The 19500-nt window shown below is 65.4% G+C and carries 21 protein-coding genes and 1 riboswitch; of the genes, 10 read left to right on the top strand and 11 right to left on the bottom strand.

Annotated elements, in window-relative coordinates; all coding sequences use genetic code 11:
- Positions 1-117: 117 nt before the first annotated feature.
- The 5 genes from hslU to CEY05_RS15770 all read right to left on the bottom strand — a co-directional run bounded on the left by hslU (position 118) and on the right by CEY05_RS15770 (position 4570).
- A complete protein-coding gene (gene hslU / locus CEY05_RS15790) occupies positions 118-1461 on the bottom strand; it encodes an ATP-dependent protease ATPase subunit HslU (RefSeq protein ID WP_088599311.1) in 1344 nt (447 codons plus the stop codon).
- 43 nt (positions 1462-1504) lie between these two features.
- On the bottom strand, positions 1505-2044 hold the full coding sequence (hslV, locus tag CEY05_RS15785) for an ATP-dependent protease subunit HslV (protein ID WP_088599310.1): 540 nt from the start codon (positions 2042-2044) through the stop codon (positions 1505-1507).
- 137 nt (positions 2045-2181) lie between these two features.
- Positions 2182-2646, bottom strand: coding sequence for an RNA polymerase-binding protein DksA (gene dksA, locus CEY05_RS15780; RefSeq protein WP_088599309.1), 465 nt, complete (start codon positions 2644-2646; stop codon positions 2182-2184).
- Positions 2647-2684: 38 nt separating this feature from the next.
- Positions 2685-3782 (bottom strand): GTP-binding protein, encoded by a 1098-nt coding sequence (locus tag CEY05_RS15775; RefSeq protein WP_088599308.1) that lies wholly within the window; start codon positions 3780-3782, stop codon positions 2685-2687.
- A 254-nt stretch (positions 3783-4036) separates the two neighbouring features.
- A complete protein-coding gene (locus tag CEY05_RS15770) occupies positions 4037-4570 on the bottom strand; it encodes a Fur family transcriptional regulator (protein WP_088599307.1) in 534 nt (177 codons plus the stop codon).
- Positions 4571-4739: 169 nt separating this feature from the next.
- On the opposite strand from CEY05_RS15770, the gene CEY05_RS30970 reads away from it, so the two are divergent.
- The 5 genes from CEY05_RS30970 to CEY05_RS15750 are packed head-to-tail and all read left to right on the top strand — an operon-like array spanning position 4740 to position 7799.
- Positions 4740-4925, top strand: coding sequence for a hypothetical protein (locus CEY05_RS30970; RefSeq protein WP_143220454.1), 186 nt, complete (start codon positions 4740-4742; stop codon positions 4923-4925).
- Entirely contained in the window at positions 4916-5653 is a 738-nt protein-coding gene (gene aztA / locus CEY05_RS15765) for a zinc ABC transporter ATP-binding protein AztA (protein WP_088599306.1), read from the top strand. Before CEY05_RS30970 ends, aztA begins: the two co-directional genes overlap by 10 nt.
- Positions 5644-6516, top strand: a complete 873-nt coding sequence (locus CEY05_RS15760; protein ID WP_088599305.1) for a metal ABC transporter permease — start codon at positions 5644-5646, stop codon at positions 6514-6516. Before aztA ends, CEY05_RS15760 begins: the two co-directional genes overlap by 10 nt.
- 21 nt (positions 6517-6537) lie before the next feature.
- A complete protein-coding gene (locus tag CEY05_RS15755; protein WP_088599304.1) occupies positions 6538-7569 on the top strand; it encodes a metal ABC transporter substrate-binding protein in 1032 nt (343 codons plus the stop codon).
- Positions 7566-7799: a DUF1007 family protein gene (locus tag CEY05_RS15750; protein ID WP_233161536.1), complete on the top strand. Its 234-nt coding sequence runs from the start codon at positions 7566-7568 to the stop codon at positions 7797-7799. Before CEY05_RS15755 ends, CEY05_RS15750 begins: the two co-directional genes overlap by 4 nt.
- Before the next feature lie 418 nt (positions 7800-8217).
- Here the strand turns inward: CEY05_RS15750 and xerC are convergent, their stop codons facing one another.
- The 5 genes from xerC to CEY05_RS15720 all read right to left on the bottom strand — a co-directional run bounded on the left by xerC (position 8218) and on the right by CEY05_RS15720 (position 12902).
- Complete coding sequence (gene xerC, locus CEY05_RS15740) at positions 8218-9147, bottom strand: tyrosine recombinase XerC (RefSeq protein WP_233161563.1); 930 nt, start codon at positions 9145-9147, stop codon at positions 8218-8220.
- A gap of 224 nt (positions 9148-9371) precedes the next feature.
- The gene (locus tag CEY05_RS15735) at positions 9372-10058 is read right to left on the bottom strand and encodes a DUF484 family protein (protein WP_088599458.1); all 687 of its coding nucleotides are present in this window, start codon (positions 10056-10058) and stop codon (positions 9372-9374) included.
- Between the two features lie 36 nt (positions 10059-10094).
- Complete coding sequence (gene dapF, locus CEY05_RS15730; RefSeq protein ID WP_088599302.1) at positions 10095-11045, bottom strand: diaminopimelate epimerase; 951 nt, start codon at positions 11043-11045, stop codon at positions 10095-10097.
- A 70-nt stretch (positions 11046-11115) separates the two neighbouring features.
- Positions 11116-12042 carry a lysophospholipid acyltransferase family protein gene (locus tag CEY05_RS15725; protein ID WP_088599301.1) on the bottom strand — a complete coding sequence of 309 codons (927 nt, stop codon included), beginning with the start codon at positions 12040-12042 and terminating at the stop codon, positions 11116-11118.
- A complete protein-coding gene (locus CEY05_RS15720; protein WP_088599457.1) occupies positions 12039-12902 on the bottom strand; it encodes a lysophospholipid acyltransferase family protein in 864 nt (287 codons plus the stop codon). The genes CEY05_RS15725 and CEY05_RS15720 overlap by 4 nt, the downstream gene beginning before the upstream one ends.
- 257 nt (positions 12903-13159) lie before the next feature.
- On the opposite strand from CEY05_RS15720, the gene metK reads away from it, so the two are divergent.
- From metK to CEY05_RS15700, 4 genes are all read left to right on the top strand, one after another.
- Positions 13160-14323: a methionine adenosyltransferase gene (gene metK, locus CEY05_RS15715; RefSeq protein WP_088599300.1), complete on the top strand. Its 1164-nt coding sequence runs from the start codon at positions 13160-13162 to the stop codon at positions 14321-14323.
- 277 nt (positions 14324-14600) lie between these two features.
- Complete coding sequence (locus CEY05_RS15710) at positions 14601-15485, top strand: alpha/beta fold hydrolase (protein ID WP_088599299.1); 885 nt, start codon at positions 14601-14603, stop codon at positions 15483-15485.
- A gap of 142 nt (positions 15486-15627) precedes the next feature.
- Entirely contained in the window at positions 15628-16830 is a 1203-nt protein-coding gene (locus CEY05_RS15705) for an ABC transporter substrate-binding protein (RefSeq protein ID WP_088599456.1), read from the top strand.
- Between the two features lie 85 nt (positions 16831-16915).
- Entirely contained in the window at positions 16916-17224 is a 309-nt protein-coding gene (locus CEY05_RS15700) for a DUF1289 domain-containing protein (RefSeq protein WP_088599298.1), read from the top strand.
- Between the two features lie 93 nt (positions 17225-17317).
- Here CEY05_RS15700 and CEY05_RS15695 read toward each other — a convergent pair whose 3' ends face one another.
- A complete protein-coding gene (locus tag CEY05_RS15695; RefSeq protein WP_233161535.1) occupies positions 17318-18031 on the bottom strand; it encodes an OmpW family protein in 714 nt (237 codons plus the stop codon).
- Between the two features lie 282 nt (positions 18032-18313).
- On the opposite strand from CEY05_RS15695, the gene CEY05_RS15685 reads away from it, so the two are divergent.
- Positions 18314-19345, top strand: a complete 1032-nt coding sequence (locus CEY05_RS15685) for a glycosyltransferase family 1 protein (protein ID WP_088599296.1) — start codon at positions 18314-18316, stop codon at positions 19343-19345.
- Positions 19338-19460, top strand: a riboswitch (S-adenosyl-L-homocysteine riboswitch). (Overlaps the previous gene by 8 nt.)
- Positions 19461-19500 lie beyond the last annotated feature (40 nt).

The raw sequence follows: 19500 nt of genomic DNA, 5'->3' as shown, positions 1-19500 counted from the left end.
CTGGAAAAAGAGTGGTGCCTATCCTAGACCATCCGGGGCTGTCCGCGCCAGGAGGCGATGGGGGTACCCCCCATCATTCAAACAGCCTTCCTCACTCACCCCGGCAGCGAGCCCTGGTCAAAGCACGTAGCGCGCCAGATCCTGGCTGCCCGCCGCTTCTTCCAGCTTGTCGTTGACATAAGCAGCGTCGATACGCACCGTGCGGCCGCTGGCGGAGGCGTTGCTGGCATCGAAGGACAAGTCCTCCAGCAGCTTCTCCATCACCGTGTACAAACGCCGTGCCCCGATGTTCTCGGTCTTCTCGTTGACCGCGAACGCCAGCTCGGCCAGCCGCTGGACGCCTTCGTCAGTGAAGTCCAGATGCACGTCTTCCGTTTCCATCAACGCCACATACTGCTTGGTCAGCGACGCATCGGTCGAGGAAAGAATGCGCACGAAGTCTTCCGCCGACAGCGAATCCAGTTCGACACGAATGGGAAACCGACCCTGCAATTCAGGAATCAGATCCGACGGCCGCGCCAGATGGAAAGCCCCCGACGCAATGAACAGGATGTGATCGGTGCGCACCATGCCGTAGCGAGTATTCACCGTGGTGCCTTCCACCAGCGGCAGCAGGTCACGCTGCACACCCTGGCGCGACACTTCACCGCCACCGCTGTTTTCCTGGCGCACAGCGATCTTGTCGATCTCGTCCAGGAACACGATGCCATTCTGCTCGACGTTCGTGATCGCCGCGGCGCGCAGGTCTTCTTCATTCACGCGCTTGGCGGCTTCTTCGTCGATCAGCAGCTTGAACGCTTCCTTGACCTTCAGCTTGCGCGACTTCTTCTTGTCGCGCTGCAGGCCGGCGAACATGCCGCGCAGCTGCTCGGTCATTTCCTCCATGCCCGGTGGCCCCATCACGTCCATCTGCGGCACCGGCTGGGCCACATCGATGTCCACTTCCAGGTCATCGATGGAGCCTTCGCGCAGGCGCTTGCGAAACGTCTGGCGGGCGCTGCTTTCGGGATTGCGCTCCGGCTCGCCGGAAGCCGAACGGGCGGGCGGCACCAGGGCGTCGAGGATGCGGTCTTCCGCGGCATCCTCGGCCTGGGTGCGCACACGGCGCATTTCCAGTTCGCGCGTCTGCTTGATGGAATATTCGGTGAGGTCGCGAATGATGGTATCGACATCACGACCGACATAGCCCACTTCGGTGAACTTGGTGGCTTCGATCTTGATGAAGGGCGCGTTGGCCAGCTTGGCCAGGCGCCGCGCGATTTCGGTCTTGCCCACACCGGTGGGGCCGATCATCAGGATGTTCTTGGGATGGATTTCATGGCGCAGCGGCTCGGCCACCTGCTGGCGGCGCCAGCGATTGCGCAGGGCGACCGCAACGGCGCGCTTGGCGCGGCTCTGGCCGACGATGAATTTATCCAGTTCGGAGACGATCTCTCCGGGAGTCATGCTGGTTGCGGACATGGCGTTGGGTCCTGATCTGTATCGATGCTGATCGATGCCGGGCTTATTCGCCCAGCATCTCGACGATGTGATTCATGTTGGTGTAAATGCACAGCTCGCCAGCCACCTCCAACGATTTTTTGACGATGACTTCGGGCGGCAGGTCGGTGTTATCCAGCAGGGCGCGCGCGGCGGATTGAGCGTAGGCGCCCCCGGAACCGATGGCAGCGAGTCCGTGTTCCGGCTCAAGCACGTCACCGTTACCGGTCAGGACCAGGGTGTTGTTCTCGTCGGCCACGATCAGCATGGCTTCCAGGCGGCGCAGCACGCGGTCGGTACGCCAGTCGCGGGTCAGCTCGACCGCGGCGCGCATCAGGTGGCCCTGGTGCTTCTCCAGCTTGGCTTCGAAGCGTTCCTGCAGGGTGAAGGCGTCGGCGGTGGCACCGGCGAAACCGGCCAGGACCTTGTCATGGTAGAGCCGGCGGATCTTGCGCGCGGTGCCCTTGATGACGATATTGCCCAGCGTGACCTGGCCGTCCCCACCAAGGGCGACGCGCTTGCCGCGCCGAACGCAGACGATGGTGGTGGCGTGAAATTGTTCCATGGTGATTTCCTCGGCTGAAGGAACGCATATGGGGGCGGGGCGGGGGGAACTCAAGGGGGCGGGGCCTTCCCGCGCGGCCAATAAAAAACGGTGCCCGATTATTCATGGGGCACCGTTTTCAACTCGAATCGCGCTTATCAGTCGCCGTATAGCTTCTGGCGCATCTCGCGGCGTTCCTGCGCTTCCAGCGACAGGGTGGCCGTGGGACGAGCCAGCAGGCGGGGGACGCCGATGGGTTCACCGGTTTCCTCGCACCAGCCGTATTCGCCGCTCTCGATGCGAGCGATGGACTGCTGGACCTTCTTCAGCAGTTTGCGCTCGCGGTCGCGCGTGCGCAGTTCAAGCGCATGCTCTTCCTCGATGGTGGCGCGGTCGGCGGGGTCGGGCACGAACTGCGTTTCGCGCAGATGCTCGGTGGTCTCGCCGGCGTTATTCAGAATGTCCTGCTCCAGCTGCTTCAGCCGATCTTTGAAGAACGCCAACTGGCGATCGTTCATATAGTCGGATTCGGGCATGGCCAGCAATTCCTTTTCGCTGGGCAGATCGACCGGCGTATCGGTCGCCGATTTGCTTGATTTTTTAGTTGCTGCCTTGGTAGCCATGAAAACACTCCACTATGAATCGGATCCGGCGGGCGGCGTCAGGCCGCACCCACCAGGCACTGCTCCAGTCCCCGGGTAAATATCTCCTGGGGCAGCTTGCGGCCGATGAAGACCATCTTGGTCGACGGCTTCTCGTTCGCGGTCCACGGTTTGCCAGGCTCGGCACCCATCATCATGTGTACGCCCTGGAAGAGCATACGGCGATTTACGCCTTTCATGTAAAGGATGCCTTTGTAGCGCAGCAAATCGGGGCCATAAACCTGCACCACGCCACCAAGGAATTCCTCGAGCCGCGACGGATCGAAAGGCTTGTTCGAGCGGAACACGAATGCGCCGATCTCGTCGTCGTGGTGGGCGTGATGATGGTGATGCGGATGGTCGCAACCAGCGCCGCAATCGCCGTGGTCATGATCGTGATCATGATCATGGTCGTGATCGTGGGCGGCGTCCGGGTGCTCATCGGCCAGGAAGTCCGGGTCGATGTCCAGAATGGAATTCAGGTTGAAGCCGCTGATGTCGATGATGGACTTCAGGTCCGCATCGCCAAAGTTCACCGCCGTAATCGGCGCGCGCGGGTTGATGCGCAGAATGCGGGCGCGCAGGGCTTCGTAGTCAGCTTCGTTGACCAGGTCTTTCTTGGAAATCAGGATGCGGTCGGCAAAGCCGATCTGCTTCTGCGATTCCGGCTGTTCGTCCAGCGTCACCATGCCATGCTTGGCGTCGACCACCGTCACCACCGCATCCAGGCGGTAGTAGTCGGCGATGTCGTCGTCCATGAAGAAGGTCTGGCACACGGGGCCGGGGTTGGCCATGCCGGTGGTTTCCAGGATGACGCGTTCGAAATTCAGCTTGCCGGCCTGGCGCTTTTCGCGCAGATCGTTGAGGGTGCGCATCAGGTCGCCGCGCACGGTGCAGCAGACGCAACCGTTGCTCAGTTCGATGATCTCTTCGTCGCTGTCCTGGATCAACAAGTCATTGTCGATGCTCTCGGGCCCGAATTCGTTTTCGATGACCGCGACCCGGCGGCCGTGGTATTCGGTCAGGATACGTTTGAGCAGCGTCGTCTTGCCAGCACCGAGGAAGCCGGTGAGGATGGTGACGGGAACCATTTTGTCCAAACTGCGCGTGGTATTCATGATGACTGCGAATTAGATGCCGGAGCAGGGCCCGGAGGGCCGGAGCGTTAAAGGGCGCGCCGGATTAAGGCAGACCAAGGCCGCGGACTGAGGGCCGCCTGAGCGACCGGACGCAGGATTACAGCACAGTCGGCGGCAGGGGGCAAACCCCGGGCCTACCCTGGTTTAACGCGAGAATTACAGCGAAATGGGGGCAGAAGCCAGCATTTCAAGACTTCAACTCAAAACACGTCAGCACGCACCGTGCCTGGGCCTCAGTGCGCGTGTCCGTGCCCGGCGCCGTGGCTGTGATTGTGCCCATCTGTAACGCCCTGTTTTTGCTGGCACGCAGGACAGAGGGCGCGGATTTCGGTTTCGTGGCTGTTCAGGGCGTAGCCCGTTCGGGCGACCCGCTCGGCCAACTGGCGGCTCATGGCGGGGTCGCTGATTTCCGCCACCGCGCCGCAACCGGTACACACCACCAGCAGATCGTGCGGCGTACCGCCGGCGTCGTGGCAGGCCGTCCAGGCGTTGACGGCGTCGAGCCGGTGAATCAAGCCTTCGTCGAGCAGGAAGTCCAGGGCGCGGTACACCGTGGGCGGCGCCGCCCCGGCATGGGACGCGCGCATCGCTTCCAGCAATTCATAGGCTTTGACGCTGCGGCCGTGGCGCAGCAGCAGTTCCAGCACCTTGCGCCGTATGGGCGTCAGGCGCTTGCCGCGCTGGGCGCACAGATTTTCGGCGACGTCGAGCTGGGCGCTGATCTGGTCGAGGGGAGATGCCTTGGTGGGCCGGGAGGAAGTGGGCATACAGGCAGGAGCATACCGCGTCGCGGCGCGAGGGAAATTGATTTGATATGATATAACATTCGTTCGCCAGGATGGCTACGGTGCTTTAGCGGCGCTTATCTGTATCCGTCGCTTTTGTTTCCTTTCTACCGCCTCTCCATTTCTTTCTCCGTTTCCCGCTGGCCCCATCATGTCTGTCTCACCTTCCCACCAGGAATCGTCCGCCGCCCGCAATGCCGCGCGGGCGGACGTGTCCACTGACGCGCACCGCCACGGTTCGTGGTTGCTGGCGTCGGCCTGGCAGCGCATGGGTATGGCGCTGCTGGTCTGCGCCGGCCTGTGGGCCTTGACCGGATGGGCAATGGGATGGTGGTGAGCCGTGTCGCCGCGGCCGGCATCGAGTTGGACCGCGTTTCTTATGGATGGCGTGGGCGTCCCGCCGTCAGCGACGTCAGCGGGGTGTTCGCGCCCGGCTCGATGACGGCCATCGTCGGTCCCAACGGGGCGGGCAAGTCGACGCTGATCAAGGGCATCATGGGCGTGTTGCGGCCCCTGGCTGGAAGCGTTCGCGTGGGCGGCGCCGGCCGGCGCGAACTGGCCTGGCTGCCGCAGGCGGCGGATCTGGACCGTTCCTTTCCCATCACCGTGCGCGAGCTGGTCGCCATGGGCGCCTGGCGCCGCGTGGGACCGTGGCGCCGCTTCGGACGGTCCGAGCGGGACCGTATCGACCAGGCGTTGGTGGATGTCGGCCTGCAGGACCTGGGCGATCGCATTGCCGGCACGCTGTCCGGCGGCCAGTTGCAGCGCGCCTTGTTTGCCCGGCTGATGTTGCAGGACACCGGCGTGCTGCTGCTGGACGAACCCTTTGCCGCCGTCGACAGCCACACCACCGAAGAATTGATGGCGCTGTTGACCGGCTGCCACGCACAGGGCCGCACGGTGATCGCCGTGCTGCACGACATGGAGCTGGTGCGGGCGCACTTTCCCCGCACGCTGCTGCTGGCGGGCCGCACCGTGGCCTGGGGCGAAACCGCCGACGTGCTTACCGAACAGAATTTGCGCGCCGCCCGTGCGCTGCGCGACCAGGAGTTGGCGTGGGATTGAATGAATGGGTGCTGTCGCCCTTTCTCGACTATGGATTCATGCGACGGGCGCTGGCCGGGTCGGTTGCCTTGTCCTGCGGCGCCGCGCCCTTGGGCGTGTTTCTCGTCCTGCGCCGGATGAGCCTGATGGGCGATGCGATGTCGCATGCCATCCTGCCGGGTGTGGCCGCGGGGTTTCTGTTGTCCGGCCTGTCGCTGACGGCCATGCTGCTGGGCGGCATCATCACCGGCCTGGCGGTGGCATTGTTGGCGGGCGTGGTATCGCGCCTGACGCCGCTGCGCGAAGACGCCAGTTTTGCCGCGTTCTATTTGATTTCGCTGGGGTTGGGCGTACTGCTGGTGTCGCTGCGCGGCTCCAATATGGATCTGCTGCACGTCCTGTTCGGCACGGTGCTGGGCCTGGACGATGACGCGCTGCTGCTGGTGACGGTGTGCGCCACCATCACCTTGCTGGCGCTGGGCGCGATTTACCGCCTGCTGGTGGCCGAATGCCTGGACCCGGGGTTCCTGCGCGCCGCCGGGGGCGGGGGTTCGCTGGTGCACATGGTTTTCCTGATGCTGGTGGTGTTCAACCTGGTGTCCGGTTTTCAAGTGCTGGGCACGCTGATGGTGGTGGGCATCATGATGCTGCCGGCCGCGTCGGCGCGGTTCTGGGTACGGTCGGCCGCCGGGCAGATTCCCTTGGCGGCCCTGTTGGGTGCGCTCGCTTCGCTGGTGGGCTTGCTGGTTTCCTACCACTACAACGTGCCCGCTTCGCCCGCCATCATCCTTGCGGCAGGCGCCGTCTATCTGATTTCCGTCGCCGGCGGGCCGCAGGGCGGCTTGCTGGATTTTTCACGGCGTGCGCGGCGCGGCGCGCGCTGATCTTCCACGGAGTATTCATCCATGGCATTCGCGATTTTCTCCCCTCGGTTTCTTTCGCAGCGTCGGCGCGCGCTGGCGGCCTTGGCCCTGGCTACGGTTGGGGCGCTGGCGACGGGTACGGCGGCCCAGGCACAGACGCCCGCGGCAACGCCGGCTGCCCCTCAAAATGGTCCGGTGAATGGGCCACTGAAGGTCGTGGCCAGCTTCTCCATTCTTGGCGATATGGTGAAGCAGATCGGCGGCAGCGATGTGCAGCTGGACGTACTGGTCGGCCCTGATGGCGACGCCCATGAATACGAGCCGACGCCGGCCGATGCGCGGCGTCTGGCGGCTGCGCAGGTGTTGGTGGTCAATGGCCTGGGCTTCGAAGCGTGGTTGCCCAAGTTGGTGCGCGCGTCGGGTTTCAAGGGTACGACCGTGGTGGCGTCGGAAGGCGTGACGCCGCGCGATTTCGGCGCGGACGCGTCCGGGGGGCATGATCACGTCCATACCGGTGACAAGCATGGCGGCCACGACCATGAGGGCAATGTCGATCCGCACGCCTGGCAGAACCTGGCCAATGGCGCACGCTATGCCCGCAATATCGGCGCCGCGCTGGCGGCTGCCGATGCCGCGCATGCCGATGCGTATCGCCAGCGTGCCGATGCTTATGCGGCCCGTATCGAGGCTTTGGACGTGCGCGTGAAGCAGGCTTTCGAGAGCCTGCCGCCGGAGCGGCGCCGGGTGGTGACGTCGCACGACGCCTTCGGGTATTTCGGCGACGCGTATCGGATGACGTTCATTTCCGCCATGGGGATCTCGACCGAGGCTGAACCGTCTGCCGCCGATGTGGCGCGCATCATCGGCCAGATCCGCCAGGAGAAAGTGCCCGCGGTGTTCTTCGAGAACGTCAGCAGCCCGAAACTGGCGCAGCAGATTGCGCGGGAGACCGGTGCGCATGTCGGGGGCACCTTGTATTCGGACGCACTGGCCAAGCCGGGCCTGCCGGCCGCTACGTACCTGGGCATGTTCGAGTGGAACCTGAGCCAGTTCATGGCGGCGTTGAAGCAGTGAGGATTGCCAAGGCATCGATAAGGCATGTTCCGCGTGCCTGGGCGCTGCTGGCACTCCCGGCCTTGATGGCCGCCACGGCTGCGCAGGCGCATCCGCATATGTGGATAGACGCCCAGGCCGCGCTGGTCTTCGACGGCCAGGGTCGGCTGGAAGCCGTGCGCGAACGCTGGAAGTTCGATGAGATGTTCGTCGCTCATACGACCCAGGGGTTGGCGGACAAGAAGGGCTAGTTGTCGCCCGCCACGCGATGCGAAAGTCGAGTGGGATGCCAAGCGCAAGGCCATTCGGCCGCTATGGCCGAGCCGAAGCGCGGCCAGCCACGTGACCAGGGCAGGCCGCGACCATGATCGTGGCCACAGCCATGACCACGAACACAGCCAGAGCCACAGCCACAGCCATGACCATGACCCAGGCCAAGGCCAAGGCCATGCTCATCACGCTCACGGGATCGATTGCGATTGCGGCCACGCGCACGTGCCGCCGCCGCAGGCGGTGGCCGGCCCGCTGGACCTGCGCAAGGCGTGGTCGGCGATTCTTGCTGTCGGGCCGCGTCCATGTAGCATCTTCAAGGCTTGCGTGGCACGTCACGCATTGCACATGCGCATGGTGCGGGTGGCATGACACCGGCTCCGGCGCGCCGCGGCATCGTCAGGATTTACGGCCGGCGCGCGGGTGGGCCTGGTCGTAGACCTTGGCCAGATGCTGGAAGTCCAGCCGGGTATAGACCTGTGTGGTGGAGATATTCGCGTGGCCCAGCATTTCCTGCACCGCCCGCAAGTCCTGCGCTGATTGCAGGACATGGCTGGCGAAGCTGTGGCGCAGCACGTGGGGATGCACATGCACCGGCAAACCGCTGGCCTGCGCCACTTTCTCCAACTGTCTTTGCACGACACGTGGCGTGATGCGCCGTCCCCGTTCGCCCAGGAACAACGCGGCGACGTCGGCCGGGCCACTGCCCGGGCCCAACAACCGCGCGCGCACTGCCAGCCACGCCCGCAGCGCGTCCAGCGCCGCGGCGCCGACCGGCACGGATCGGCGCTTGCCGCCTTTGCCGAGCACCATGACTTCGTGCTCGTCCAGGTTCAGCCAGCTGGTGGATTCATGATCGGCATTACGCTCGTAACGCCAGTCCAGTCCGGTGAGTTCGGACAGGCGCAGGCCGCTGGAATACAGCAGCTCGAACATGGCTTGATCGCGCAAGGCGACAGGCTCGGTCGCGGCCTTTGCGGCGGGTCTTTCGAGCAGGACCTGAGCCTGTTCGACCGACAGTGCCTTGGGCAGTCCGCGCGCCGCCTTGGGCGCCTTGACGCCGGCAACCGGGTTGCCCGGCAGTCCCGCTTCCTGCGCCCACCATTGATAGAACCCGCGCCAGGCCGCCAGCGCGCGGGCCAGGCTGCGTGGCCCCAGGTCCCGCGCATGCAGGCGCGCGACGAACTGACGGATGTGGCCGGTGGCAAGCTGATCCAGGGGACGCTCGCCCGCCAGCGTGGCCAGATGCGCGAGGTCGCGTCGATAGCCATCCAGCGTATGCGGCGAATACCGCCGGTTCGTCTGCAGATGCGCCAGCCACGCCTGCATTGGAGCAGGCAGCGCCGCCGCCGAAGGCGGCGTCGCGGACGATGACGCTGCTGGCTTGAGCGTGGTTGACGACGCCGCGTGCGGCTTCGCCCGTGGCGATGCCGGCACCGATTCAAGCGCCACTGACGGTGACTTTGGCATCGACGCCGCGTTGCCGCTGCGGGCGCGGGCTTTCGAGGGCTGCGGGGCGCGCGTCATGGTCGCTGTCGTCCGGCGGACCGCGTTTAATCCGCGGCCAGGCGGTGCAGCGTGGCAGACGCCAGGCTGCCGACGGTTTCGAGGAAGGCCGTGCCCTTGTCCGCCGCGAAGCGTTCAGCATCGTCCGAACCCAACACCAGCAAGCCGATGCTGGGTTCATCGGGCGCGGGCCGCAGCGGAATCATTGCCAGCGAACGCGGCGTGGCGGTCAGCCATTTGACCGCCTCGAACGCCGTATCGGTCCCGCAATACGGCACTTTCAGGCTGTCGGTGAAGGTACGCACGTCCTCCGAAACGGCCGCGCCGTAGCCGGTGTCCGGCAATTGCCCCAGGCGCCACAGCCGCAGGCCCACTTCATTCAAGTCGAACTGCTGCGCCAGACCCAAGGCGATCTCGCCGGGCAGGCGCTGGATTTCCGTTTCGGCCAACAGGCGGCAGCACCATTGCATGAGCTTGGTGCTGATGTTCTCGTTGACGCTGGCGGTGTTGATCAGGTCATTGAGCCGCCACTCGAATTCACGATTGCGTTCGCGCAGCGTGAAGATCTGCCGCTCGCCCAGCGAAATCGTGCGGCCGCCGTGCGGATGCGGTACGGGCAGAGTGGCGAACAGTTCGGCGTGCGTGGTGAAGAACTCGTTGTTATCACGCAGGAAGTCGGCAACCTGGTCGGCGCTGAGAGTCGTATCGGTCATGGGGGGCGAATCACTTGTCATTATTGGGGCCTTGTCATTGGAACGCATCGGCCGAAGTTACCGGCTCATGGCCATCGAAAAAACCAGCTGGTCGATGTCGACCTGGCCGGTATAGACGGACTGGGCGGGGCCGGTCATGCGCAGCGATGAACCGTCCCAGTCCACCGTCAGCACGCCGCCGCGCGCATGCACACGCACGGGCGTGTCCAGCACACCACGGCGGATACCGGCGGCCACCGCCGCGCACGCCCCCGTGCCGCAGGCCAGCGTTTCACCGGCGCCACGTTCATAGACGCGCAGGCGGATGGTGTGGCGATCGACGATCTGCATGAAGCCGGCGTTGACGCGGCGCGGGAAGCGCGGGTGCGACTCCACCAGCGGCCCGATGCCTTCGACCGGCGTGCGGTCGACGTCGTCGACGATCTGTACCGCATGGGGATTGGAGATGGCAACGATGGAGATGTCGACTGTCGGCGGCAGATCGCTGCAGCCGGACCGCGGCGCGGTGGTACCCGCACCTGCAGCGGCGACGTCACCCGCACCCGCATCGCGCAGGGGCAGCGTGTACAGCGTGTCGGCGTTTTCCGTGCGCGTGGCCAGGCCGGCGGCATCGAAGGGCAGGGCGGCCGGCTCGAAACGGGTGCTGCCCATTTCGACGGTGACCTGCTCATCGTCGCCTTCGTCCAGCACGATGATGCCGGTGGCGATTTCCGCCCGCAGCGGATTGCGATCGGACAAGCCGGTCTCGTGCACGAAGCGGACGAAGCAGCGTGCGCCGTTGCCGCAGTGTTCGACCTCGCTGCCATCCGAATTGAAGATGCGGTAGCGGAAATCCGCGTCGGGCGAGGAAGCCGGCTCGACCAGCAGGATCTGGTCCGCGCCGATGCCGAAATGGCGATCGCCGAGCGCGCGGGCGCGTTCGGGCGTCATTTCAATGGTTTGGCGGACGCCGTCGAGCACGACAAAGTCGTTGCCGGCGCCGTGCATTTTGGTGAAGTTCCAGTTCATGCGGGCAATTATCCTCCAATCGCGTCACGGCGCGCAGGCGGAAGCCTTCGTTGCACGCATCATCCGGCCATCAGTAAAACTTCTTTTCCCCCAGCGGGCGGGTCTTGAAGCGGCGGTGTACCCAGTAGTACTGGCTGGGGCAGCGCATCACCCAGCTTTCCAGTTCGCGGTTCAGGCGCGCGGTGGCGGCTTCCAGGGAGTCTTCTCCCGGGAAATCGGCCAGCGCCGGCAACATCTCCACGTGGTAGTTGCCGGTGGCCGGGTCCCAGAATTCGATCACGGGAAAGACGGGCAACTGCCACTTGCGGGCGAGTTGCGCGGTAGCCGGCACGGTGGCCGCCAGCACGCCAAAGAAGGGGACGAAGACGGCGCCTTCGCGGCCGAAGTCCATGTCCGGCAGGTAATAGATGGGGCGCCCCGCGCGGATATGGCGGATCAGGCCGCGCACGCCATCATGCCGGCTGACCAGATGGACGTCGTTGAAGCGGGCCCGGCCGGCGGCCACGATGGCGTCGACGTCCGGATCGCGTTGCGGCGTGTACATGGTGGCGCCGGTGGGCGTGATCATCGTCAGCCGGGTGGCGGCGACGTCCAGGCCGACGAAGTGCGGCGCCAGCAGGATCATGGGCTTGCCCTCGGCGACCAGGCGCTGGTACTCCGGCGGGACGGTGACGCTGACCATGGCTTCGATGGCGGCTGGCGTGCCGTACCAAAGCACGCCGCGGTCGACCAGCGATTGGGACAGGGCGCGGAAATGTTCGCGCAGCCAGCGTTCGCGCGTGGCTTCGCTTTCATTGGGGAAGCACAGCTGCAGGTTGATGCGGACGATGCGCTGGCGCCGCTTGGCGAAGCGCAGGGTCAGCCAGTTCAGGCACGCGCCCGCACGCAGGCGTGTGGCGGGACTGACATTGCCGAACCACCCGAACAAGGCTTCCAGAGCGCGGCGTTTGAGGCCGGGCTTGGCGGCCGGATCGCGTTTGTCTCGCAGCTCCGTCATGGCGCCGGCTCCTGCCCGGCGACGGCGTCGGGCGGTGGTGAACCGCGCGTCTTGTAGCGGTTGTAGCTCCACAGGTACTGCCGCGGAAAGCGGCGGATCAGGGTTTCCATGGCGGAATTCAGCAAGGCGGCCTGCTCCTGCGGCGTTTCGGGTAACGGGGACGGCACCCGCATCAGATGGATGCGCCAGCCGCGCCCGCGCGGCAGCCGTTCGCTGGCCATCAGGACGATGGGCACGTCATGCGGCGCGGCCAGTTTGCCCGGCAGGGTGATGGTATAGGCCATGCGGCCGAAGAAGGGCGCCCAGACACCTTCCCCCGCGCCCGGGGCCTGGTCGGGCAGCAAGCCGATGGCCTGTTGCTTGCGCAAGGTGCGGACGAATTCGCGCACGCCCTGCATGGTGGCCGGCACCGCGCGCAGCTCGGCCGTATTGCGCGCCTGCTCCAGCAGCGGCGCCAGCGCCGCCTGGCGCGGCGGGCGAAACATCACGGTCAGCGGCATGCGCTTGGCCAGGTAGCGCGCGTTGATCTCGAAACCGCCCAGATGGGGCGTCAGGAAGATGACGCCGCGTTGCTCGGCCAGGGCCGCCTGGGCCACTTCCCACTCGTCGGAAACGGTGCGCGCCAGGCAGTCTTCCGGCCGGAACCAGATCTTCGGCTGCTCCAGCATCATGGCGCCGATCTCACCGGCGGCGGCGCGGGCGAAGGCGGCATCCGGGTAGCCGGCCTGGGTCGCATTGGCGCGCAGGCGCTGGCGGAAGCGGCCCGGCAGGGCATAAGCCAGCCGTCCGAACAGCCGCCCCGCGCTTTGCAGCAGGGTCAGCGGCAGGCAGGCCAGCAGACGAAAAAAAACGACAATCAGCATGCGAAGAAGGGGGCGCCGGAGGGGCGCGGCAGCGAAAGTCGGTATTTTCGCTTAAAATCCGTCGGTCGCCGAGTTAACCGACAACTTGCGGGGCGACGCCAGGTGGGCCAGATGTCTATACACATCGGCTGCCGGGTAAAAATCCGCTAAAGCGTCGCGCCGAGTCAAGGTCCCATTCGAGATTGCGATTTCAGGTGCAACGCGCCGATGAACAATCTTGCCGGTAAGCCGGTATTTGTGAAAAGGACCTTGCCGTGGCGCAAAACGATTTCCTCTTTACCTCCGAGTCCGTCTCCGAAGGCCATCCCGATAAGGTGGCTGACCAGATTTCCGACTCCATCCTCGATGCGATTTTCACGCAGGATCCCAACGCCCGCGTGGCCGCCGAGACCCTGTGCAATACCGGCCTGGTCGTGCTGGCTGGTGAAATCACCACCACCGCCAACGTCGACTACATCCAGGTCGCCCGCGACACCATTCGCCGCATCGGCTACGACAACACCGACTACGGTATCGACTACAAGGGCTGCGCGGTGCTGGTCGCTTACGACAAGCAATCGCCCGACATCGCCCAGGGTGTGGATCGCACCTCCGAGGACTACCTGAACCAGGGCGCCGGCGACCAGGGCCTGATGTTCGGCTACGCCTGCGACGAAACCCCCGACCTGATGCCCGCGCCGATCTGGTACTCGCACCGCCTGGTGCAGCGCCAGAGCGAACTGCGCAAGGACGGCCGCCTGCCGTGGCTGCGTCCGGACGCCAAGTCGCAAGTGACTTTCCGTTATATCGACGGCAAGCCGGCTGAAGTGGACACCGTGGTGCTGTCGACCCAGCACCATCCGGAAGTGACGCAAGAGACCATCCGTGAAGCGGTCATCGAAGACATCATCAAGCCTTGCTTCCCCGAAGGCCTGATCACCGCCAAGACCAAGTTCCTGGTCAACCCGACCGGCCGCTTCGTCATCGGCGGCCCGCAAGGCGATTGCGGCCTGACCGGCCGCAAGATCATCGTCGACACGTACGGCGGCGCTTGCCCGCACGGCGGCGGCGCGTTCTCGGGCAAGGATCCGTCCAAGGTGGACCGTTCGGCTGCCTACGCTGCCCGCTACGTGGCCAAGAACATCGTCGCGGCCGGCCTGGCGCGCCAGTGCCAGGTGCAGGTCAGCTACGCCATCGGCGTGGCCGAGCCCATCAACATCACCGTGTACACGGAAGGTACCGGCGTGGTGCCCGATGAACAACTGGCCAAGCTGGTGCACGAGCACTTCGACCTGCGTCCGAAGGGCATCGTCAACATGCTCGACCTGCTGCGTCCGATCTACGCGAAGACCGCCGCCTACGGCCACTTCGGCCGCTCGGAGCCGGAATTCACGTGGGAAGCCACCGACAAGGTTGCCGCGCTGAAGAAGGCGGTGTGATTGGCTTGACGGTCACGTAACTGCATTGCGGGCCGTCCAGGGCGGCTGCATGCGGTACAAAAAGGGCGGTCCCTCGTGGGACCGCCCTTTTTTCATGGGGTCCGATGACACGACGTCCCCCACCCCCCACGCTCGCTACGACAGTCCGATGCAGCGTGGGCGGGGCGCAGGCCTTGCGTTTTGGCGTTGTCATTGTCTATGGTTGCGGATCAGGCGATTTTCGACGGCATGCCTGCCGCCCCACCGCCGCCTCGATCTGTTGAACCCGGGAGACATCATGACCACGCTGTTCGACTTGCCCCTGCAACGTATAGACGTCGGCGACGGCATGCATATCGCCGCACGGGTGGCGGGCGAGGGGCCGCCTCTGTTGCTGCTGCACGGCCATCCGCAGACGCATGTCATCTGGCACCGGTTGTGGCCCGCGTTGACCCAGTGCTTCACCTGCGTGGCGGCCGATCTGCGCGGCTATGGCGACAGCGGCAAGCCGGCCGCGGCGCCCGACCACGCTGCCCATTCCAAGCGCGTGATGGCACAGGACATGGTGAACCTGATGCGTGCCCTGGGGCACGAGCGCTTCGACGTGCTGGCGCATGACCGTGGCGCCCGCGTGGCGCATCGGCTGGGGCTGGACCATGCCGAACGGGTCGGGCGCATGATGCTGCTGGACATCGCGCCCACGCTGGATATGTACCAGGGCACTACCCGGGCTTTTGCCCAGGCCTATTGGCACTGGTTCTGGCTGATACAGCCGGCGCCCATGCCGGAAACCATGATCGGCCATGACCCGGTGTTCTACGTACGCGCCGTGATGGGTGGGCGGCCCGGTGGCCTGGCCATCTTCGATCCGCGCGCCCTGGCCGAGTATGAACGCTGCGCCGCGCTTCCGGGGCTGGCGGTGGGCATTTGCGAGGACTATCGCGCCTCCGCCACCCTGGACCTGGAGCATGATCGCGCCGACCGTGTCGCGGGGCGCAAGTTGACGTGCCCGATCCATGTTTTATGGGGTGCGCGCGGCGCGGTGGGGCGCAACTTCGATGTGCTGGCGCTGTGGAACGCGGTGGCCGACGTCGTCGATGGCGCCGCCCTGGATGCCGCGCATTACCTGGCCGAGGAAGTGCCCGATGCGGTCACCGCGCGGGCGCTGGATTTCTTTGTGTAGTTCTGGATCGGGTTGGGCGATCCACGGGTCTGCCCGGACTGCGGCGCCCAGGCCCCCTCCGTTATAGTCACGCGGTCAGCAACCGCTACGCATCTGCAATCGGAAAGTCATCATGGATAAGCGTTACCCCTTCGCCACTATCATGCGAACCGCACGTGCCTTGGGCCTGGCCGGTGCGGCCTGGGCGCTGGCGGCTGGCGCCGCGCAGGCGCAGATCACCGTGCGTATCGGCGAGGTGAACAGCTACAAGGCGCAGCCCGCTTTTCTCGAACCCTACCGCAACGGCATGCAGCTGGCGGTGGACGAGATCAACCAGGCCGGCGGCGTGGGCGGCAAGAAGCTGGAATTGTTCACGCGTGACGACAATGCCAATCCGGGCGATGCCGTGCGCGCCGCCGAAGAGCTGATGTCGCGCGAGCGCGTCGACGTGCTGCTGGGCGGCTATCTGTCCAATATCGGCCTGGCGCTGGCCGATTTCGCGCGGCAGAAGAAAATTTTCTACCTCGCCAGCGAGCCCCTGACCGACAAGATCGTCTGGCAGAACGGCAACCGCTATACCTTCCGCCTGCGCGTCTCCACTTATATGCAGGCCGCCATGCTGGTGCCGGAAGCGGTCAAGCTGAACAAGAAGCGCTGGGCCTTCGTCTATCCCAATTACGAGTACGGCCTGTCGGCGGTGGCCACCTTCAAGGAGTTGCTGAAGAAGGCCCAGCCCGACGTCGAGTTCGTGGGCGACCAGGCTGCGCCGCTGGGCAAGGTGGACGCGGGCAGCGTGGCGCAGGCCCTGGCCGACGCCAAGCCGGACGCCATCTTCAACGTCCTGTTCGCCGGCGACCTGACCAAGCTGGTGCGGGAAGGCACCACGCGTGGCCTGTTCCCGGCCACGCCGGTGGTCAGCATGCTGACGGGCGAGCCCGAGTATCTGGATCCGCTCAAGGACGAGACGCCGGTGGGCTGGATCGTCACCGGCTATCCCTGGTCCACCATCCAGACGCCGGCGCATGCGGCTTTCCTCAAGGCCTATCGCGACCGCTTCAAGGACTATCCGCGTTTGGGCGCCGTGGTGGGTTACAGCGCCATCAAGTCGCTGGCGGCCGGGCTGGCGAAGACTGACGGCAGTGCACAGCCGGACAAGCTGATCGGGGCGTTCGAGGGCCTGCAAGTAGATATCCCCTTCGGCCGCATCCAGTACCGCGCCATCGACCATCAATCGACCATGGGCGCCTATGTCGGCAAGCTGGCGGTGCAGGAGGGCAAAGGGGTGATGGTGGATTACACCTACAAGGACGGCGCGGCCTTCCTGCCTTCCGACGAAGAAGTACGCAAGTTGCGGCCGGCGCAGTGATAGCACGACAGTAGGCGCTTACACCGCGCTATAACCTTCGGACCCGCGCGGGTAAGGGCCATGGCCCCGGTGCTATGCTCCGTCCATGGTTTGCCCGTACATCGATTCCTCTTCTTCCGTCCCCGAAGGCGCCGCGCCCTGCGCTGACGCCAGCCCCTCCAGCGCCAGCGCCGGGGGCCCCGCCACGCCCCCTGCCCAACAAGGCGGCCGGGGCGTTTTCACGACCACGGATTCACCCTGCGTGGCGGTCTGCTCCACGCTGTATGACGACATCTGCCGCGGCTGCGGCCGCACGGCCATGGAAGTGGCCGAGTGGGTCTTCCTGAGCCCGGAAGAAAAGCAGGTCATCTGGACCCGCATCCGCGCGGAAGGCTACCCACGCCGCAAGGGCTGAACGGGGGCACCGTTTCAGGGCGCCGGACTTTCGTACGCCGCCCGGCCGTCAACACGCGTCGTTGCGCTCGGAAACGGTGATACCGCCGGTACTTCAGAACCGATAGCCCACCGCCACGGTGAACACCCATGGGTCGACATGGGCGTGGCCGATGGTGTCGCCGTTGAGCTTCACCTTCGAATCGATATCGATGTAGCGCACGTCGGCGTTCAGCAGCCAGCGGTCGCTCAGTTGGTAATCCACGCCGACCTGGCCGGCCACGCCCCACGAATCCGTCAGCTTGACGTTGTTGCCAGCCAGGGCGCCACGGCCCTTGGTGTCGAAGAAGTGGGTGTAGTTCAGGCCCACGCCCACATAAGGCTGGATCTTGCTGTCAGGCAGGAAATGCCATTGCAGGCTTAGCGTGGGCGGCAGCTGCTTGGTATCGACGATATTGCCGCTGACCGCGCCGCTGCCGCTGACGTCGTGCTGGAAGGGCACGGCGCCGAGCAGTTCGATGCCGATGTTCTGCGTGGCCATGTACGTGACCGTGAAGCTGGGCCGCACGCTCTTGTCCGCATGCAGGCCGACCGCGCCGTCCAGCGCATTGCCGGTGTTGGACTTTGGTCGCACCTGGGTGGCGCCCACGCGCAGCAACCAGTCGCCGGCGTCATAAGCGTGGGCCGGTGCGGCCACGAACAAGGCCGCGGCCAGGCTACACAATGCGACACCTGCGCGCACAACGTTCACACAGCGCCCGGTACTGTCGGGACGACCGGCACGGTCGGCGCGGGGGCTGCGCAGCCCGCTTGCCATCGGGATTGCCATCTTCATTTCTCCAATATCGAAATCCTGTAGAGGAAGAATGGCAGCGGGGGCGTGCTGTGCTGTTGATAAAAGTCAACGGCGGCGCCGATCGCCTGGCCATGGCGTACATGGACGCCCGCGCTGTCGCATACGCGCCGCAACGCGAGACACCGCAAGCGCGGCGACGCCTGGGCATGCGCCCTCACCCGTCGTCGCGCCGCAGCCGCACTGAATCCCTCTGTCGCGGACATGTCATCTAAGCCAGGCTTAATGGCGTTTTTCGCGACTCCCCAGGTGCTCGCCATGCTCATAGTGCTGGTCACGGATGCCTGGCATCCACAGGTCAACGGCGTCGTCCGTACGTGGACGACCATGTGCCGCTTGTTGCGGGAATGGGGCCACGAAGTGCTGGTGGTCAGCCCGGAAGGGGCGCGCACCGTGCCGGCGCCGTCCGAGCCCGATTTGCGGCTGTGCCTGTTCCCTGGCCGGCAGCTCAAGCGCGTGCTGGGAGATATCGTCCCCGACGTGCTGCACATCGCCACCGAAGGCCCCCTGGGCCTGGCCGCGCGGCGCATGGCGCAGAAACGCGGCTGGCGCTTCACCACGTCCTTCCACACCATGTTTCCCGACTACCTGGAAGCACGCATGGGCATCCCGGCCGCGCTGCCGTGGCGTTTCCTGCGCTGGTTCCACAAGCCCTCGCAACAGGTGCTGGTGCCCACGCCCACGGTGCGCGACATCGTCGCCAGCCGCGGCTTGCAGAACCTGCAGGTGTGGTCGCGCGGCGTGGACGGCAAGAAATTCACGCCGGGCGCGCGCGACGCGTTCTCCGAACTGCCGCGCCCCGTCTTCCTGAGCGTCGGCCGCGTCGCCAAGGAAAAGAACCTGGACGCCTTCCTGGCGCTGGACCTGCCCGGCTCCAAGCTGGTGGTGGGCGCGGGCCCGGACGAAGCCCGCCTGCGCAAGAAATTTCCCAATGTCCGTTTCGAAGGCATGCGCACCGACGCCGAACTGCCCCGTTATTACTCGGCCGCCGATGTGTTCGTCTTCCCCAGCCTGACGGACACCTTCGGCCTGGTGATGCTGGAAGCCATGGCCTGCGGCACGCCGGTGGCGGCGTTCCGCAGCGAAGCGCCGCTGGCGGTGATCCAGGAAGGCGTCACCGGTTACCTCGACAATGACCTGGGCGCGGCCTGCCGCGCGGCCCTGGCACTGGACCGGGATGCGGTGCGCCAGCATGCCCTGGGGCGCACGTGGGACAGCATCGCCAAGGATCTATTGGCGGCATTTGTACCGCTTACGCCAGCCACCCGCTACAATGTCGCCCACGCTTGAGGAGCGTTGCGACGGATTACCGCGTCGGCGACACCATCGCCACCGGATCCGCCAGGCTCAAGCATCCAGGGTAGGCCGCGTTCGCGCGGCCCCCATGAAACGGCGCTCACCCTAGCTGCATCGCGGCAGCGAAGGCGAGCACGCCGTCTGGTTCT

Origin of the sequence: Achromobacter sp. HZ34 (genome assembly GCF_002209485.1) — a bacterium.
Classification (GTDB): domain Bacteria; phylum Pseudomonadota; class Gammaproteobacteria; order Burkholderiales; family Burkholderiaceae_B; genus Bordetella_C.
Note: the sequence above shows the minus strand (reverse complement) of the source record. Positions and strands in the feature narration are given on the sequence as shown.

Coding starts and splice junctions, on each gene's coding strand:
- hslU (WP_088599311.1), bottom strand. CDS start 1,461: ATGTCCGCAACCAGCATGACTCCCGGAGAGATCGTCTCCGAACTGGAT.
- hslV (WP_088599310.1), bottom strand. CDS start 2,044: ATGGAACAATTTCACGCCACCACCATCGTCTGCGTTCGGCGCGGCAAG.
- dksA (WP_088599309.1), bottom strand. CDS start 2,646: ATGGCTACCAAGGCAGCAACTAAAAAATCAAGCAAATCGGCGACCGAT.
- CEY05_RS15775 (WP_088599308.1), bottom strand. CDS start 3,782: ATGAATACCACGCGCAGTTTGGACAAAATGGTTCCCGTCACCATCCTC.
- CEY05_RS15770 (WP_088599307.1), bottom strand. CDS start 4,570: ATGCCCACTTCCTCCCGGCCCACCAAGGCATCTCCCCTCGACCAGATC.
- CEY05_RS30970 (WP_143220454.1), top strand. CDS start 4,740: ATGTCTGTCTCACCTTCCCACCAGGAATCGTCCGCCGCCCGCAATGCC.
- aztA (WP_088599306.1), top strand. CDS start 4,916: ATGGTGGTGAGCCGTGTCGCCGCGGCCGGCATCGAGTTGGACCGCGTT.
- CEY05_RS15755 (WP_088599304.1), top strand. CDS start 6,538: ATGGCATTCGCGATTTTCTCCCCTCGGTTTCTTTCGCAGCGTCGGCGC.
- xerC (WP_233161563.1), bottom strand. CDS start 9,147: ATGCAGGCGTGGCTGGCGCATCTGCAGACGAACCGGCGGTATTCGCCG.
- CEY05_RS15735 (WP_088599458.1), bottom strand. CDS start 10,058: ATGACAAGTGATTCGCCCCCCATGACCGATACGACTCTCAGCGCCGAC.
- dapF (WP_088599302.1), bottom strand. CDS start 11,045: ATGAACTGGAACTTCACCAAAATGCACGGCGCCGGCAACGACTTTGTC.
- CEY05_RS15725 (WP_088599301.1), bottom strand. CDS start 12,042: ATGACGGAGCTGCGAGACAAACGCGATCCGGCCGCCAAGCCCGGCCTC.
- CEY05_RS15710 (WP_088599299.1), top strand. CDS start 14,601: ATGACCACGCTGTTCGACTTGCCCCTGCAACGTATAGACGTCGGCGAC.
- CEY05_RS15705 (WP_088599456.1), top strand. CDS start 15,628: ATGCGAACCGCACGTGCCTTGGGCCTGGCCGGTGCGGCCTGGGCGCTG.
- CEY05_RS15700 (WP_088599298.1), top strand. CDS start 16,916: ATGGTTTGCCCGTACATCGATTCCTCTTCTTCCGTCCCCGAAGGCGCC.
- CEY05_RS15695 (WP_233161535.1), bottom strand. CDS start 18,031: ATGGCAATCCCGATGGCAAGCGGGCTGCGCAGCCCCCGCGCCGACCGT.
- CEY05_RS15685 (WP_088599296.1), top strand. CDS start 18,314: ATGCTCATAGTGCTGGTCACGGATGCCTGGCATCCACAGGTCAACGGC.